This is a genomic window from Clostridium sp. AM34-9AC, assembly GCF_003480225.1.
Lineage (GTDB): Bacteria > Bacillota > Clostridia > Lachnospirales > Lachnospiraceae > Acetatifactor > Acetatifactor acetigignens.
Genome location: NZ_QUIU01000025.1, coordinates 1 through 17,723, shown reverse-complemented (window position 1 = coordinate 17,723; position 17,723 = coordinate 1). Strand labels below are relative to the sequence as shown.

Annotated in this window: 14 protein-coding genes; all 14 read left to right on the top strand. The window is 49.6% G+C overall.

What is annotated here, in order from left to right; all coding sequences use genetic code 11:
• Positions 1–3: 3 nt before the first annotated feature.
• On the top strand, positions 4–432 hold the full coding sequence (fabZ, locus tag DW835_RS13990) for a 3-hydroxyacyl-ACP dehydratase FabZ (protein ID WP_118668822.1): 429 nt from the start codon (positions 4–6) through the stop codon (positions 430–432).
• 73 nt (positions 433–505) lie between these two features.
• On the top strand, positions 506–2,161 hold the full coding sequence (gene accD, locus DW835_RS13985; protein WP_118731312.1) for an acetyl-CoA carboxylase, carboxyltransferase subunit beta: 1,656 nt from the start codon (positions 506–508) through the stop codon (positions 2,159–2,161).
• A 24-nt stretch (positions 2,162–2,185) separates the two neighbouring features.
• Positions 2,186–3,247 (top strand): nitronate monooxygenase family protein, encoded by a 1,062-nt coding sequence (locus tag DW835_RS13980; RefSeq protein ID WP_243037190.1) that lies wholly within the window; start codon positions 2,186–2,188, stop codon positions 3,245–3,247.
• A complete protein-coding gene (locus DW835_RS13975) occupies positions 3,244–4,332 on the top strand; it encodes a beta-ketoacyl-ACP synthase III (protein ID WP_182430324.1) in 1,089 nt (362 codons plus the stop codon). Before DW835_RS13980 ends, DW835_RS13975 begins: the two co-directional genes overlap by 4 nt.
• Positions 4,333–4,346: 14 nt before the next feature.
• Positions 4,347–4,898, top strand: coding sequence for a MarR family transcriptional regulator (locus DW835_RS13970; protein WP_337763073.1), 552 nt, complete (start codon positions 4,347–4,349; stop codon positions 4,896–4,898).
• A gap of 248 nt (positions 4,899–5,146) precedes the next feature.
• A complete protein-coding gene (locus DW835_RS13965) occupies positions 5,147–9,055 on the top strand; it encodes a hypothetical protein (RefSeq protein ID WP_118731311.1) in 3,909 nt (1,302 codons plus the stop codon).
• A 216-nt stretch (positions 9,056–9,271) separates the two neighbouring features.
• Entirely contained in the window at positions 9,272–10,345 is a 1,074-nt protein-coding gene (locus tag DW835_RS13960) for an ATP-dependent 6-phosphofructokinase (protein WP_117466362.1), read from the top strand.
• Between the two features lie 86 nt (positions 10,346–10,431).
• A complete protein-coding gene (gene dnaX, locus DW835_RS13955; protein WP_118731310.1) occupies positions 10,432–12,006 on the top strand; it encodes a DNA polymerase III subunit gamma/tau in 1,575 nt (524 codons plus the stop codon).
• Between the two features lie 90 nt (positions 12,007–12,096).
• Positions 12,097–12,441, top strand: a complete 345-nt coding sequence (locus DW835_RS13950) for a YbaB/EbfC family nucleoid-associated protein (RefSeq protein ID WP_022152832.1) — start codon at positions 12,097–12,099, stop codon at positions 12,439–12,441.
• Entirely contained in the window at positions 12,441–13,037 is a 597-nt protein-coding gene (gene recR / locus DW835_RS13945) for a recombination mediator RecR (RefSeq protein WP_118731309.1), read from the top strand. Before DW835_RS13950 ends, recR begins: the two co-directional genes overlap by 1 nt.
• Positions 13,038–13,083: 46 nt before the next feature.
• Complete coding sequence (locus DW835_RS13940; protein ID WP_118731308.1) at positions 13,084–14,133, top strand: aldose epimerase family protein; 1,050 nt, start codon at positions 13,084–13,086, stop codon at positions 14,131–14,133.
• 137 nt (positions 14,134–14,270) lie between these two features.
• Positions 14,271–15,563, top strand: coding sequence for a LysM peptidoglycan-binding domain-containing protein (locus DW835_RS13935; protein ID WP_182430323.1), 1,293 nt, complete (start codon positions 14,271–14,273; stop codon positions 15,561–15,563).
• 126 nt (positions 15,564–15,689) lie between these two features.
• On the top strand, positions 15,690–16,889 hold the full coding sequence (locus DW835_RS13930) for a DUF5711 family protein (RefSeq protein ID WP_118731306.1): 1,200 nt from the start codon (positions 15,690–15,692) through the stop codon (positions 16,887–16,889).
• Positions 16,890–16,901: 12 nt separating this feature from the next.
• On the top strand, positions 16,902–17,408 hold the full coding sequence (locus tag DW835_RS13925; protein WP_022312771.1) for a CvpA family protein: 507 nt from the start codon (positions 16,902–16,904) through the stop codon (positions 17,406–17,408).
• Positions 17,409–17,723 lie beyond the last annotated feature (315 nt).

Genomic DNA, 17,723 nt, shown 5'->3' with positions numbered 1-17,723 from the left:
ACAATGTCAGTTTATAATACACAGGAAATCATGGAGATTCTGCCCCACAGACATCCATTTCTGCTGATCGATACTATCGAGGAGCTGGAGCCCGGTGTGCGGGCAGTGGGACGAAAAAATGTGACCTTTAACGAACCGTATTTTGCCGGGCATTTTCCGGGGAACCCGGTGATGCCGGGCGTGTTGATCATGGAAGCACTGGCACAGACAGGGGCTGTAGCAATTCTGTCTTTGCCGGAGCATCGTGGTAAGACCGCTTATTTTGCAGGAATCGACAAGGCAAAATTCAAACAGATGGTGCGCCCCGGAGACACCTTGGAGCTGGAGACCACCATTATCCGCAGTAAGGGACCGGTGGGTGTCGGGGAAGCGATCGCCACGGTAAACGGAAAACTGGCAGCGAAGGCAGAACTTACCTTTGCGTTGAAATAAAAATAGTCTGCGGAAGTGATTTCTTATGGGTGGGACAGAGAGATAAAAGTGACGCAGAATAAGAGGTGCAGGTATGGGAAGTGTAGATACAGAAACAGAGATCAAATGCCCGAAATGTAAGAAAATGATAAACAGAGACCGGGCAGCGAAAAATAAATATGTCTGCTATGAGTGTGGTTATTATTTCCGGGTGAAGACCCACAACCGGATCCGCATGGTGGCAGACCGGAAAAGCTTTCAGCCCTGGTTCGAGGAGATAGAAGAGAGCAATCCACTGAAATATGAGGGCTATGAAGAAAAGCTGTCGGAGGCCAGGGAAAAATCCGGCGTAAAAGAAGCTGTGACCGTAGGTGAATGCGAGATCTACGGGGAAAAGGCTGTGATCGGCATCTGCGAATCCAAATTTATGATGGGCAGTATGGGTCATGTGGTCGGCGAGAAAGTCACCCGGGCTATAGAGAAAGCTACGGAACGGAAACTACCGGTATTTTTGTTCTGCTGTTCCGGCGGTGCGAGAATGCAGGAGGGAATCGTGTCACTGATGCAGATGGCAAAAACCTCCGCAGCGATCAAACGGCATGGAGAAGCAGGACTTCTCTATGTGACGATCTTGACAGATCCCACCACAGGTGGTGTAACGGCCAGTTTTGCTATGCTGGGAGATGTGATCATGGCGGAACCGGGAGCCTTGATCGGCTTCGCAGGACCGAGAGTTATTAAGCAGACTCTGGGACAGCGCCTCCCTGATGGCTTCCAGACAGCGGAATTTTTGCAGGAGCATGGTTTTGTGGACGGTATCGTCCGCCGGGAGAATCTGAAGAAGACCTTATATTTCCTGATCACGACGCATCGGTGCAGTGAGGGGAATTATGCGGATTTTAAGAAAAATTTTGACTTCCATTTTGAACCTACGGAGATCGTGAAGGAGCGTTCATTCCTGACACTCCCCAGAACGGCATGGGAAAAGGTCAAGACTGTCCGGAGAGTGGACAGACCGGCAGCGACCGATTATATTCCCTACATTTTTGATTATGTGGTGGAGGCTCACGGAGACCGTTATTATGGGGATGATAAAGCACTGGTAGGTGCAGTGGCATTCCTGGACGGGCAGCCGGTGACAGTGCTGGCAGATGTGAAGGGCAAGGATTTTGCGGAGTGTGCCAGACGCAATTACGGTATGCCCATGCCGGAGGGGTATCGTAAGGCACTGCGTCTGATGAAGCAGGCGGAGAAATTCAACAGACCCATTATCAGCTTTGTAAATACGCCGGGAGCTTTCTGCGGCGTGGAGGCGGAGGAGAGAGGCCAGGGCGAGGCCATTGCCCGGAATCTGCTGGAGATGTCAGCCTTAAAAGTACCGGTATTGTGCATCCTTATCGGAGAAGGAGGCAGCGGCGGGGCACTGGCTACAGCGGTAGGCAATGAGGTATGGATGATGGAAAATGCCACATACTCGATCCTGTCTCCCGAAGGCTTTGCTTCTATATTATGGAAGGATGCTGACCGTGCCAGAGAAGCCAGTGAGGTCATGAATATTACATCCGAGGATCTGAAACGCCTCGGTGTGATCGAGCGGATCGTACCGGAATACGGTGGGGCAGACCAAAGTACCGTGGAAGCCATAGGCGGGTATCTCAAGGAACATATCAAGGAATTTCTGCAAAAATATACCGGCATGACCGGTGAACAAATCGCAGAGGAACGTTATGAAAGGTTCCGCAAGTATTAAAGCGGTAACGAGAGGTGATGTGGGATGAAGCACGGAAAAATGATCCTGGGGGAATTACATGCAGATATTCCCGTGATCCAGGGAGGCATGGGTGTGGGAATCAGTCTGTCCGGGCTGGCCGGAGCAGTGGCAGCTGCCGGTGGGATCGGCATCATTTCTACTGCCCAGATCGGTTTCCGGGAGCCGGATTTTGACAGAGATCCCATCGCCTGTAATCTGCGTACTATCGGAAAAGAAATAGAAAAAGCAAGACAGACCGCAAGAGGCGGTATCGTCGGTGTCAACATCATGGTGGCAACGCAGCGTTACGAGGATTATGTCAGGGCAGCAGTGCTGGCAGGTACCGACTGCATTATCTCCGGTGCGGGACTGCCGCTGGATCTGCCCGGAGTCGTGGCAGAGACGGAAAACGGAATGCCCGGGCGCAGCCACCGGACGATGCTGGCTCCGATCGTGTCGAGCACCCGTGCCCTGTCGGTCGTCACGAAATACTGGATGAAAAAATACGACAGAAAGCCGGACTTTCTCGTGGCAGAGGGACCGTTGGCAGGAGGACATCTGGGATTTAAGCGGGAAGAACTGGATGCTTACACACCGGAGAACTATGAGAGAGAACTTACGGCAATGATCCGGCAGGCAGCAGAACTGGAAATTCCACTGATCGCTGCAGGCGGTATTTATGACCGGAGGGATCTGGAGCATTGCCTGTCCCTCGGGGCTGCGGGGGTACAGATGGGAACTCGTTTTGTGACCACCGAAGAGTGTGATGCAGCAGATGCATACAAGCAGGCATATCTCAGCGCACGGAAAGAAGATATTGTCATTGTGAAAAGCCCTGTGGGAATGCCCGGCAGAGCTATACAGAATGCTTTTCTGGAAAAAGTGGCAGCTGGAGAACGGTTTATGACCGGATGCAGACATTGCATTAAGACCTGCGATCCGAAGACAGCACCGTATTGCATCACCCGAGCATTGATCAATGCGGCAACGGGAGATGTGGATAACGGACTGTTGTTCTGTGGCAGCAATGCCTGGCGGGCGCAGAAAATAGAAAGAACAGTGGATATCATGGAGGAAATGGCGTGAGGACCATAAGAATCACCGGAACCGGAAGTGCGCTTCCGGGGAGGATCGTTACAAATAAAGAATTGGAGCAGATGGTAGAAACCTCGGATGAATGGATCCGGGAGAGAACCGGTATCGGTGAGCGTCATGTGTCTGTGGGCGAAACGGTTGTGACACTTGCGTCAGAAGCAGCCCGTAAAGCGTTGGAACAGGCAGGAAAAAGAGCGGAAGAGATTGATCTGATCCTGGTGGCAACCTGTTCTCCGGAACAGTATCTGCCCTGCTGTGCCTGCCAGGTACAGGCAGCTGTCGGCGCGGTGAATGCTTTGGCTTTTGATGTGAATGCGGCCTGTTCCGGATTTTTGTTTGCACTGAATACCGCAGATGCTTATCTGAGGACAGGATTGGCGAAAAATGCCCTGATCATCGGCAGTGAGGTACTGTCCAAGCTGGTGGACTGGACGGACCGGGGCAGTTGTATTCTGTTCGGAGACGGTGCCGGAGCGGTAGTTGTAGAGAGATGCAGGACGGAGTCCCGGGCGGTGGAATACAGTAACGCTTTGCCGGAGACAGGGAAAGGGATGCAGGAGACGGCGGAGGAGAAACGGATACCGCCAGCAGGCATTCTGGGCCGGGCACTGCACTCCGACGGCACCGGCGGTGGAGTCCTGCAATGTGGAGCGAGAGAATTGACAACCCCGTATGCAAGGGCTTCGGCGGCAAAAACGGACCAAAACCAGACGACGGACAGCAGAGAACCTTATATTCAGATGGACGGACAGGAAGTGTACCGGTTCGCCACCAGACGGGTGCCGCAGTGCATCGAGGAAGCACTGTCAGATGCCGGACTTGCTGTGCCGGATATTGATATGTTCGTATTGCATCAGGCCAACGCACGTATTATTGATGCAGTGGCGAAACGCCTTCATGCGGATCGTGAAAAATTTCCTACAAATCTGGAGAGGGTAGGCAATCTGTCCTCTGCCTCCATTCCGGTGCTTCTGGACGAACTGCACAGGCAGGGAAAGCTGCACCGCGGCGATCGTATCGTTCTGGCGGGATTCGGAGCCGGGCTTACGATTGGGGCTTGCGTGATGACCTGGTAGACGGTATACTGAAAATGATCCGGAGCGCAGGAAGACTGCGGATATGCGTCAGAGAAGGCGGCTTCGGAGGATTGCGGACATACGAAAGAAAAATTCCAGATATCGTAGAGGTAACTATGGGAAAAAGCAACAACCGGATGCTGAACGAATTGCTGGTGAATCTGTTCCATAACGTGATGGACGCAGAGGCAAAGGCGGTCATAACAGACGAATTCAAGGATATTACAAATAATGACATACACATTCTGGAGGCTATCGGTATCGAGGAACCCAAGAGCATGTCCAGGATTGCCGGGGAACTGCATGTCACCGTGGGAACCCTGACCACGAATATGAACAGTCTGGAGAGAAAAGGATATCTCACCCGCAACCGCAGCACCAGAGATAAACGTGTAGTGCTGGTGACCCTGACAGAGAAGGGGAGGAAAGCTTTTTTCCATCACAGAGATTTCCACAGGAAAATGATCCACACCATCATACGGGATCTGGACGAGGAAGAAATGAAGACATTGATCAAATGTCTGGGAAAACTGGATATATTTTTCAGAGAAGGCAACGAGGAGTGACCGGAGAGATCTGGTGGCTCCTTTTTTGTGTTTACGATGAGCCAGCCTGCTCGATTTTGCGGTGGGCGCACTTGTTTGACAAAATTTTATAAAAATATGAGACGAATCGTATGGAAAATATTGACGGTGCCTTTGCTTTTTTGGTATAATAAATGATACGGATAGTATAAAAACAAAATTGGATTTTACATTTGCAAAGGGTTGGGAAATATTTGAAATTTTGCAGGATATAGAAAGGCATGAGGGTTATGAAGAAAAATACAAAAGCATGGAGTGTAAAGATGAGACTGGCCTTGCTGGCACTGGCGGCACTGGTGTGGATCGCTGTGCCGGTGAGTGCGAGAGCGGAGGGGGAAATAGTAGATACCTGGGATGGCACAGCGGTAGCTTTTACCCAAGGTAGAGGCACAAAAGAAGAACCCTGGCTGATTGAAAATGCAGAGCAGCTTGCGTATCTGGCGCAGCAGGTGAATAATGGCACGGATTATGAAAGGGAGCATTTTCTGCTGGTTTCTGACCTTGACCTTAGCGGTGAGGAGTGGACGCCGATAGGTACAGGTGGCAAGTCTTTCTGGGGAGGCTTTGACGGCGGCGGACATACAATAACCGGAATGACAATTACAGGAAAGGAAGCCTCCTATGTGGGTCTGTTTGGAGAGTGCCACAACTTTACCGCTGATTCCAGCTATATAAAAAGTGTCACAGTAAAGGGGGCTAATATTTCTGGTAAAAGCTTTGTGGGCGCAATTGCTGGAGGAGGAGCAAATATTTCTGACTGCTATAGTATCGAAAACACGATTTGTGCGAGGCGGCAGGTAGGCGGTGTATGCGGAAGTCTGATAGGAAATATTTCCGGCTGCTACAATAGCAGTTCAGTAAGTGGAATTTCTACAGCAGGCGGAATCATGGGCACTGCCAGTTATGAAGGAAACGTTGGAAACGGCGTAGTTCAATACTGTTATAATATAGGTGCTGTAACAGTTTCTCAACAGGATAGCTATGTAGGTGGTATTACCGGTGCATCAGCGAATAAGTATGAAATCAGTAATTGCCTGAATTGTGGTAAGATTACAGGGAATGGCAAAAATGTTGGTGGCATAGCTGGAAGCACGTATTCGAATTATATGAACTTTATCGGCAACTGCTATTACAACAGTGATTTGAATAATGCCGGGGTGGGAGAAGGAGCAAGCGATAAGGTGATTCCCCTGACTACCAGCCAGCTTTGCGGTGCACTTCCGGAGGGTTTAAATTCTGCAATCTGGAAAGAGGGCAGTGTCGATACCAACACTGCAGTGGCTACAGGTACAGGAAGTAGATTCGGTACAGCCACAGGGACTTATATCAATCTGACAAAGGTGGCAAAGATCGGAGAGACGAAGACTGCTCCCGTACCGGTATACAACTATGATGTTACAACGAATGGTAACGACTGGGATACCTATACCCTGATCACCACGGCGGAGGAATTCGCAGCCATCGGACAGGATAGGGATGAGACAAAATGGAGTGCAAACTATGTCCTGGGGAACGATATTGATGTGAGTGGAGTACAACTCAGTTCCATTGGAGATCCAGGAATTCCGTACACAGGAAAATTCAGTGGAGACGGACATACGATAAGCCATGTGGATATGACAAAAGAAAATGATGTTTATAGTTCTGGTTTGTTTGCCCAGATTGGCTACACGCAAAACCAGCTCAGCGAAAGCGGTAAGGTAATGCTGTTGGCTGCCAACGGAGTGATTGCTTCGAATGCCGAGGCAGGAGGAATTTGCGGAAATTTGTTTGTGGGTGAAATTTATGGCTGCTCCTTTACTGGAACGGTAAAAGGGGCTGAGGCAGGCGGAATCAGCGGCAATGCCGGACAATATACTAAGATTTCCCAGTGCTTTTTTGCAGGAGACGTGCAGGGAAAGTATAATGCGGCAGGAATCTGTGGTTATAGTCCATTTAAAGTTATTGATCATTGCATTAGTATAGCTGCTGTTACAAGTGATGAACATTGTGCAGGAATAGTGAACGGTGGATATTACGGTACAACGAATTGCTATTTCAATAATGATGTTTATGATGTAAAAGAAGAGGAAGAGGGGAAACGGGGACGTTCTACCTTGCAACTGACCTCACCCGACTTCTTTGAAAAGCTAATAAAAGATGAGGGTTTTAACCCTGACATCTGGACGAAGAAAGCCAACGGCAAAGAGAACGGAATCGCCTACTACCCTTCTCTTGGGGAGAATAATGCAGTTGGTGTGAATTACACCACAGGTCTGTCGTTCGAGAGAGCAGATACCAACATTCCCACCTATGGAGAGAATATTACTTTTAAAGTAAAGGCACTGGTAAACTTTGTGACAAACGGACAGACCTTCTTTGCGGAAGATACGGAGGGCAGTTTTGAGATCCGGATCGGGGATACCACGGTGGTAAGCGCAGCGCAGATCCAAAACGGCACCGCAACTTACAAGGCGCAGACCGTGGGCGAGACCACGTTCACCCTCGTTTACACCGGGACAAACTCTTCTTTCTTCCCGGAGCAGACGACGAAGGATCTGACTGTGAATATCGCCCCGGCAGCACTTAGGGCAGAGGGTGTTGGCATCGCCAGTGGAACCTATGGCAATAAGCTGAGTGTACTCACAGTGGCAGGACTGACGGCAAAACTGGAAACCAAGACCATCGACGGAACCTGGCAGATCCAGAGCGATGATGACAAGGTTCCTTATGTTGGCGATAGTGAGACCTACACGGCAACATTTATTCCTAATGAGCATCCGGAATACTATCAGACGCTGACGGCACAGGTAAAATTGGAAATCAGTAAAGCAATTGCTCCGAAGATTCAAGACTTGGATCTCAAATACAGTTGGGCGGCCAAAGGAGAGAAGGCGGTGCAGATACCGGGGCTGTCCGAAGATCTGGGAAAAACAGGAATGACTGTTATAACGAGAGAGGATTCAGAGAACATTTTGGCAGCAGATTCCAAGGTTGAATATTCGGAAGGAAAGCTGATATTTACCCTGGGAGAAAATACTGTGGAAGATGTCGGCAAGACTGCCACATTATTGGTTGAATTACAGTCACAGAATTATGAGAATTTCCATGTTTGTGTGCACATCCTTCGCACCGCAAGAGCAGACCGCGAGGATACCCCGGATCCGGATGCCTTTGACATGACCTTTACCGTCAGCGGCAATGATCTGGCGGCGCAGATCACCACAGATCGCACTGACGTGGAATTCAGCTTTGATGGAACGGACTGGGGACAGACCAAATCCACCGGAGTCGGTCACAACGAGAAGGTGACTGCACAGATCCGCTATGCGGAAACCGATGATTATAACGCAAGCCCCGCCGTATCGAAGACATGGAACTCCGGTCACGGCCCGCTGAACCGCCACGACCGGGTGGAACCCACCTGTCAGGCAGAGGGCAGCATCGAATACTGGACCTGCGACGTCTGCGGACTGTATTTTGCATCCGCGGACGGAAGCAAGAGCATAACAGCGACAGAGATCGTTCTTCCGAAGACGGATCATAGCTGGGCAGAAGGATATCTGTCCGATATGACCGGACACTGGCATAAGTGTGGTGTCTGTGGAATCACCAGCAATACGGAAAAGCATGCATCCGGTGGCGCGGCCACCACAGAACGGGCGGAGATCTGTACCGTCTGCGGTTATGAGATCGCACCGAAGAAGCCTGCTGCCAGTAACGACGATGACGATGATGACGACGATGACAGCAGTCAGGCGTCCAATACGGACCGGAAGGCCACGGGCGCGGCAACACCTCCCGCAGCCACGGCAACGCCTGCCACACCCGGTGTGGTAAAGCCTTCTGTAATTCCCGTGCCCCCGACAACACCCGCTGCGGACGAAAACCGTAAGGAAGATGCGGCAAAGCCCTCCGGGGAGGCACAGGACACGCAGGAATCGAGTGGAGAAGCACCGCAGGAGGAGCGGATAGATTCCATGACCGCCCAGACTTCCGACTCTCAGGAATCCGGCACAGAGCAGATAACGGAGACCTCCGGTAAGGGAACGAACGCAGGCCGCGTGGCGGCAGCGGCAGCAGCCGGAGCCGTAGTGGTCGGCGGTGGCGGCGCAGCTGTCTACGTGACCATGATCAAAGGAAAGTTTAAATTCAAATAACGTATGATAAGATGATAAGCGAACCTCAGAGGCCCGGTGCTTCTGAGGTTTGTTTTGCCATAGGGGAGAAATCTGCCGGAAATTACAACAAACTATTTTCAGATGAAAATAAATGTATTAAAATAGAAATAAGTATTGGCAGAACGAAGACAGTTTTGCATAGTTACAGCAAACGCAAGAGAAAATAATGAAATATAGAAAACGGAGGATCCTACGATGAAGAGAATCGGAATGTTGACGAGCGGTGGTGACTGCCAGGCATTAAATGCTGCCATGAGAGGTGTGGTGAAGACCCTGGCGAACAGTAAGGAAGAGGTCGAGATCTATGGCTTCCTCGATGGCTACAGAGGACTGATTTACGGTAATTTCCGCATGCTGACAGACAAGGATTTCTCCGGTATTCTTACCAAGGGCGGCACGATCCTGGGAACCTCCCGTACCCCCTTCAAGACGATCCAGGATCCTGATCCCAACGGACTGAATAAAGTCGAAGCCATGAAGCAGAACTATTACAAGCTGCAGCTGGACTGCCTGGTAATTCTCGGTGGTAACGGCACCCACAAGACTGCGAACCTGTTGCGCAAGGAAGGACTGAATATCGTGACCCTGCCCAAGACCATCGACAATGACCTGTGGGGTACTGATATGACCTTCGGTTTCCAGAGCGCAGTAGATATTGCTACGGATGCCATCGACTGCATCCATACCACAGCAGCTTCCCACGGCAGAGTATTTATCGTGGAAGTTATGGGACATAAAGTAGGGTGGCTGACCCTGAATGCCGGAATGGCAGGCGGTGCGGACATCATCCTGCTCCCGGAGATCCCTTATGATATCGATAAGGTGATCGAGAAGATCGAAGACAGGGACAAAAAGGGCTGCCGTTTTACCATTATCGCCGTGGCTGAGGGTGCGATTTCCAGGGAAGATGCTGCCCTGACCAAAAAAGACTACAAGAAAAAGATGGAAAAATATCCGTTCCCTTCCGTATCTTACGAAGTGGCTGCACAGATCCAGGAGAAGACCGGCAGAGAAGTACGTGTCACCGTACCCGGCCATATGCAGAGAGGCGGAAGCCCCTGCCCGTATGACAGAGTATTCGCCAGCCGTCTGGGCTCCGAGGCAGGCAAGCTGATCCTGGATAATCAGTATGGATTCATGGTAGGTTACAAGAACCGTGAGATCGTAAGGGTTCCGTTAGAGGATGTAGCGGGCAAGTTAAAGACCGTGGATCCCGATGCTACCATCGTACAGGAAGCGAAACTGCTGGGCATCTGCTTCGGCGATTAAGACAGAAAATTAATGAGTAACTATTTTCGCCAGGCATCTGCTAATATTTGATGGCTCTGAATAGTTACAAGGAAGAGAGAAAAAACATGTCATATACAGCACTATACCGGAAATTCCGCCCGGATGCTTTTTCCGATGTCAAAGGTCAGGATCATATCGTGACCACATTGAAGAATCAGCTGCGGGCGAACCGGATCGGTCATGCGTATCTTTTCACCGGAACGAGAGGTACCGGTAAGACCACGGTGGCAAAGATTTTTGCGAAAACAGTGAACTGCGAACACCCCACAGAGGACGGCCCCTGTGGGGAATGCCGTATTTGTAAGGCAATCGCAGCAGGAGCCAGCATGAATGTCATCGAGATCGATGCGGCTTCCAACAACGGTGTGGACAATATCCGTGAGATCATCGACGAGGTATCCTATTCTCCCGCGGAGGGAAAATACAAGGTCTACATCATCGACGAGGTGCATATGCTCTCCCCCGGAGCTTTCAACGCATTGTTAAAAACGCTGGAAGAGCCGCCCTCTTATGTTATTTTTATTCTGGCGACCACAGAGGTGCACAAGATCCCCATTACGATCCTGTCCCGCTGCCAGAGATATGATTTTAAACGAATCTCCATTGATACCATCACGGATCGTATGAAGGAACTGATGGACACCGAGCAGGTACAGGTGGAGGACAGAGCTCTGCGCTACATTGCGAAAGTAGCGGACGGTTCTATGCGAGATGCCTTGAGCCTGTTGGATCAGTGTATTGCCTTCCATCTGGGCAAAGAACTGACCTACGATATGACCCTGGATGTGCTGGGGGCAGTGGATACAGAAGTGTTCAGCAGATTGCTGCGCTTTGTTATGGACCGGAATGTGTTAGGCTGCATTGAACTGTTGGAAGAGATCGTCATGCAGGGCAGGGAACTGGTACAGTTTGTCACGGACTTTACCTGGTATCTGCGGAATCTGATGTTGGTACAGACAGCGGATAATCTGGAGGATGTCATAGACATGTCTACGGAGAATCTGGCGAATCTGAAGGAAGAGGCTTCCATGCTTTCCATGGATCAGATCATTCGCTATATTCATATTTTCTCCGAACTGTCCGGACAGATCCGCTATGCGGCACAGAAGCGTATTCTGGTAGAGATCGCGCTAATCAAGCTGTGCAAGCCGGAGATGGAGACGGATCAGGAGGCTGTCCTGGATCGTATCCGCCAGGTGGAGGAAAAAGTGGAAAACGGCATTGTCGTTACGGCGGCGCAAATGCCTGCCGGAGCACAGGGAGTGCCGCAGGCCGGTGTGGCAAAGCCGAAGCCACAGCTGCCGAAGGCGGTTCCCGGGGATATTCAGGAGATTGTACGGAAATGGCCGGCTATCGTGGGAAATGCTGAGAATCCCATGAAGATGTATCTGAAAAACGCCCGATTAAGTCTGGGCGGAGACAACAAACTCATGGTGGTATTGGAAGACGGACTGGCTTCCGATTATTTCAAGGGGGAAGCCCACGAACAGAACAAGCAGCAGCTGGAAATGCTGTTGTCCGATTTTTCCAGCAAAGAGATTGAAGTGACGATCCAGACGGTGGAAAGCAGCAGAGAATTCGAAGACAACTATGTGGATCTCAGTAAGGTCATCAACATGGAGATCGATGAGGAAGAGTGATCCTGCGTGAATTTGGGATTGCGGCAGACTTGCAGATAAGGTAAGATAGAATAATAACTCAATTATAAATAATATGGAGGAAACAGCAACATGGCAAAAAGAGGTGGATTTCCCGGAGGCGCAATGCCCGGTAATATGAATAATCTGATGAAGCAGGCACAGAGAATGCAGCGTCAGATGGAAGAAGGACAGAAGGAACTGGAGACCAAGGAGTTCTCCGCATCCGCAGGTGGAGGAGCTGTGGAAGTGACCATCAACGGTAAAAAAGAGATCACATCCATCAAGCTGGCAGAGGAGATCGTGGATCCCGAGGATATCGAGACTCTGCAGGATGCTATCGTGGCAGCAGCCAACGAAGCACTGCGCAAGGCGGATGAAGCCAATGCAGAACTTATGGGCAAAATGACCGGAGGATTAGGAGGATTTCCTTTCTAATGGAACTCTACAGCGGACAGATCAATAAATTAATAGAAGAACTGGCAGCCCTTCCGGGGATTGGCAGTAAGTCCGCACAGCGACTGGCTTTTCATCTGATCAATATGCCGAAGGAACGCGTGGACAGGCTGGCAAACGTCATGATCGAAGCCAGAGCCAATGTCCGCTATTGCAAGGAATGCTATACTCTGACGGATAAGGAACTCTGCCCGGTGTGTGCGAATCCCAGACGGGATCATCGTACCATTATGGTGGTGGAGAACACCAGAGATCTGGCGGCTTATGAGAAGACCGGCAAATATGAGGGCGTGTACCATGTACTGCATGGTGCCATTTCCCCGATGCTGGGTGTGGGACCCGGTGACATCAAGCTGAAGGAACTGATGGAACGTCTGCAGGGTGATGTGGAGGAGGTCATTATCGCAACCAATTCCAGCCTGGAAGGTGAGACCACGGCAATGTATATCAGCAAGCTTATCAAGCCCACAGGAATCAAGGTGACCAGAATTGCCAGTGGTGTCCCTGTAGGAGGAGATCTGGAATATATTGATGAGGTAACATTACTCCGCGCTTTAGAGGGCAGAGTGGAATTATAGACAGTATGCATGAAATAAAAATGGATAAAAGTGGGAGGGAAAGACAATGGCAGTAACAAAAAGTTTATTTGGGAAAAGCCCGGAAGGTAAAGAGATCTCGCTGTATACCCTGAGTAATAGTAAGGGTATGAAGGCAGCGGTGACAGATCTGGGAGCTATTCTGGTGCGTGTACTGGTGCCGGATGCTACAGGCAAGGTGGATGATCTGGTGTTGGGATTTGATGACGGCGAGAGTTATTACGGAAACGGCAGCTTTTTCGGAACAGTGATCGGCCCCTGTGCGAATCGGACCGGCGGTGCTGCATATACGCTGGATGGTGTTACTTATCAGCTGGACAAAAATGACGGTGAGAATAATCTCCATACTCATAAACAGCTGGGCTTTCACAAGAGACTCTGGAATGCGGAAACCGGAGAGAACAGTGTGACATTTTCGTTGGAAGATGAGGACGGTCATCTGGGATTTCCCGGGAATAAAAAGGTGTCTGTGACATATTCTTTAAATGAGGATAATGAGCTGATGCTGCATTACCACGCTGCCAGCGATAAGAAAACGATCATTAACCTGACCAACCATTCCTATTTCAATCTGGACGGGCACGGCGCAGGCAGCATTGAAGAGCATGAAGTATGGCTGGGGGCCTCTCATTTTACCCCGGTGGTTGCCGGATCTATCCCTACCGGTGAGATCCGTGCGGTAGCAGGAACCCCCATGGATTTCACACAGCCGAAGAAGATCGGCAGAGATATCCGGGACGATTATGAACAGTTACTCCTGACCGGCGGTTATGATCATAACTTTGTCATTGATGACTGGGACGGTACGTTGCGGCATATTGCTACAGTAAAAGGCCCGAAGAGCGGCAGAGTTCTGAAGACATACACCACCCTGCCAGGAGTACAGTTTTATGCAGGCAATTTTATTGGTGTACAGCCCGGAAAAGATGGGGTGACCTACGGCAACCGCTGCGGTTTTGCATTGGAAACCCAGTATTTCCCGGATACCATTCATCATGAGAATTTCCCTTCCTATGTATTTGGTGGGGAGAATGGCAGAGAATACGATTCTGTTACCGTATATAAGTTCGAAGCATAGATAAAAATACATAGAACATGATGCAAACTTTGTCGAACTGTTTTTGAAGAGACGCGACAAAGAACGCTAAAATACCTCCTGTGCGGATGCTATAGTTAGTAATAACGGATAGAAACGGCATGGGAGGTGTTTTTTGTATGGAATTACCGAAGAACATAACGCAGATCGGAGAGGCGGACAAACACTGCAGAATCTATGTGGAAGATTATGTGGTATCTTACATAAAACAAATGAATGGAATGGCACAGAACAAGGATATTGCCATAGCATTATACGGCAGGAAGACAGCAGAGGACGGTGTGGCATATCTATTCGCCTATGGCTCCGCAAAGCTGAATTTCCTGCAGAAGCCGGTGCGGCACCTGTCCCAGGCGCAGGAACAGGAGATTGAGAAGCTGCGGAGAAAGTATTTTTCGGAAATGACCTTTTTAGGCTACCAGATCCTGAATGGTGAGATGGTGGAAGGTTTCCAGATCTGCGAACAGGAGATCTGCCGGTATGTGGCGGGGTATGCGCAGTTCTATGAAAAGAATGACAGTATGCTGGCGTATATGCTGGAGAACCGGGGGGAAGAGGCAGAACCGGAGAAGGTGGATCAGGAAAAATACGAAGTGGTGAAGAAGCGGCAGGAGGAACGCAGGCAGAGACAGGAGAGCGGATATGCCTCCCGTGCCGCCGGACATACGGAGAATACATCCGTGGAATACCGCAGAGCTGCGGCAACCAGGCGTAAGGAGCCGGATAATATTATACCTATGCCAACGGCGGGGCTGCGTCGGATGAAAATGGCGGCTGCCGGTGTCTTTGTTCTGCTCTGCGTGATGGCATTGGCATTGATGCAGCAGGAAAGCACCGGAGAATCCCTGGGGGAGACAGCCAGGCAGGCCATGAGCAACCTGATGGAGCAGAAACTGCCGGATGCGGTGGAGGAACAGAGCCAGATCAGCACGCTGGTGGCGGAGGACAAGCTGGAGGACGCCCTGCGACAGGAAAATGCTGCGGCGGGAAATACTACTGGGACTGCAGCAGAGACAGTGATGCCGGAAGGCACGGAAAATGCATCAATGGATGGAACAGGAAACAGTGCTGTAGATCCGACGGAAGAAAATACGGGCAGTGTAGCGGATGGAACCTCTGCGGACAGCAATGTCACAAAAAATACGACAGATGTGACGGAGGCAACAGAACAGAACACGACACAGGAAACAATACAGGATGTGACACAGACGGCAGACTCTGCAGTGGCAGAGACTCCTACAGTGGAGGCGGTTGCTCAACCCACACATTATACTATCCGGAGAGGGGACACACTGATCGGTATTTCTCTGCGGAACTACGGCAGCAACAGTAAAGTATCTGAGATCTGTTCCCTGAACGGTATTGCTGACCCCGATGATATCAAGATCGGTCAGGAAATCCTTCTCCCGTAAAAAACTTATTTTCAAAAAGGGGAAGTGTGTTATACTGTAACTACATGAGCAAAAAGCAGACTGCGCCGCAGTAATTTTGCGAATGCGATTCTTAATAGTTACGATAATACATAAGGAAACAGATACATGGCAGCAGATATCAAGAATTATCTGAAGGAAAAAGAAAAGCGGCAAAAGAGTCAGGATGACTATAAGAAAAAGATCCGTAAACACCGGCTGACTATTGTGTACCGGGTGCTGCTGGTGGTGGCGGCTTTGGGAGCGGCACTTGCTCTTGTGGTGGTACAGGCAAAGAGACATATCTATACGGGATATGACACCGTATCTTCCATTAGCCGGGAGGTCTCATCGGATGCCACAGACATACGGTTGAAAAACAGTATTCTTACATATAGTAAAGACGGCGCTCACTGTACGGATGCCAAGGGAAATGTAAAGTGGAATCAGACTTATGTGATCCAGGATGTGAAGATCGCTGCTTGTGGCGATGTGGCAGCTATCGGCAGTTATAACGGCCGTGAGATCTACGTGCAGAATACGGACAAGCAACTGGGAACTATTACAACGACCATGCCGATCCGAAATATCACAGTAGCGGAAACGGGAAGAGTGACAGCGGTGCTGGCAGATACGGATGTAGCCTGGATCATGACTTACGAAGCGGACGGTACCAACAGCTATACGGGACAGGCACATATGACGGACGGAGGGTATCCGGTATCCATCAGCCTGTCACCGGACGGAGAGCTTCTGGCAATCAGTTACCTGTATGTGGATGCAGGCGTAGTAAAAAGTAATGTGACATTCTACAATTTCGGACCGGTGGGCGAGAATCAGAGCGATTATATGGTCAGCGCATATTCTTATTCCGACCTGGTCGTGCCGAAAGTGCAGTTTATGAATAATGATACAGCGTTTGCGGTAGGAGACAGCCGCCTTATGATCTACTCGGGTACCCAGAAGCCTGTGACGGCGGGAGAATACCTGTATGACGACGAGATCCAGTCGATTTTCTACAGTGATAAATATGTAGGACTGGTATTCCTTTCGGACCAGGCGGAGACCAAGTACCGCATGGATGTGTACAATACTTCGGCGGCAAAGGTGGGCAGCTACTATTTTGATGTGGATTATACGGATATTTTCTTCGGGGATGATGACATGGTGATCTACAACGAATCGGAGTGCCAGATCTTTACAACGGACGGTGTGGAAAAATACCATGGCAGCTTCGGTAAGAGTGCCCGGCTTCTGCTTCCTGCAGGAGGTTCCTACAAATATTATCTGGTGACAGATAGTACAATAGATACGATACAGTTAAAATAAAGGAGTATACCAATGAATCTGAATTTATTACTGGTCATCATGGCAGTAGTATTGATCTGCATGGTGATGGACGGCTACAAGAAGGGAATGGTAAAATCCCTGATCTCTCTGATCTCCCTGCTGATTACCTGTGTGGTGCTGTTCCTGATCGGGAATGGTCTGAGCAGTTACTTTGATGGAAAGATATTCAATGTGATCCTGACAATACTGTTGCTGGCGGCGATCGGTTTGGTGCATCATCTTCTTAATATCGTATTTTTCTCGGCAAAGATGATTGTGAAACTACCTATAGTACATAGCCTGGACAAATTACTAGGGATTGTGGTTGGAATGTTGGAAACTGTTCTAATTGTTTGGACAATATACGCATTTAATATCTTCAGAGACCTGGGAACCCTGGGCCAGGTGATCGTAGATTATACCAGAGACAGCAGAATACTTACATGTTTGTATGAAAATAACTATCTGGCATATCTGGTGGAACAGCTCGGACAAAAGCTTCCGTTCTTTGTAAAATAGTAAAAAACAGAATAGAAACATGGCAAAAATCCCCTGTTTATGCGGAATTGACGTAGCAGGGGATAATTTGTGCAAAAAATTCGAAAAATAGTGTTGACAAGTACAGTGGGGGATGATATACTCAGATTCGTTGTTGAGGCAGCACCGAGACAACACAACAGCTCGAAAGAAACTTGAAAAGATTTCAAAAAAAGTTGTTGACAAAGTCTGACAGATATGTTAACATAAATACCTGTCACGGAAAACAAAGTTTTCCAAGACGAAAAAAGATTTCAAAAAAGTTGTTGACAAACGAAAGCGGTTATGATAAGATAT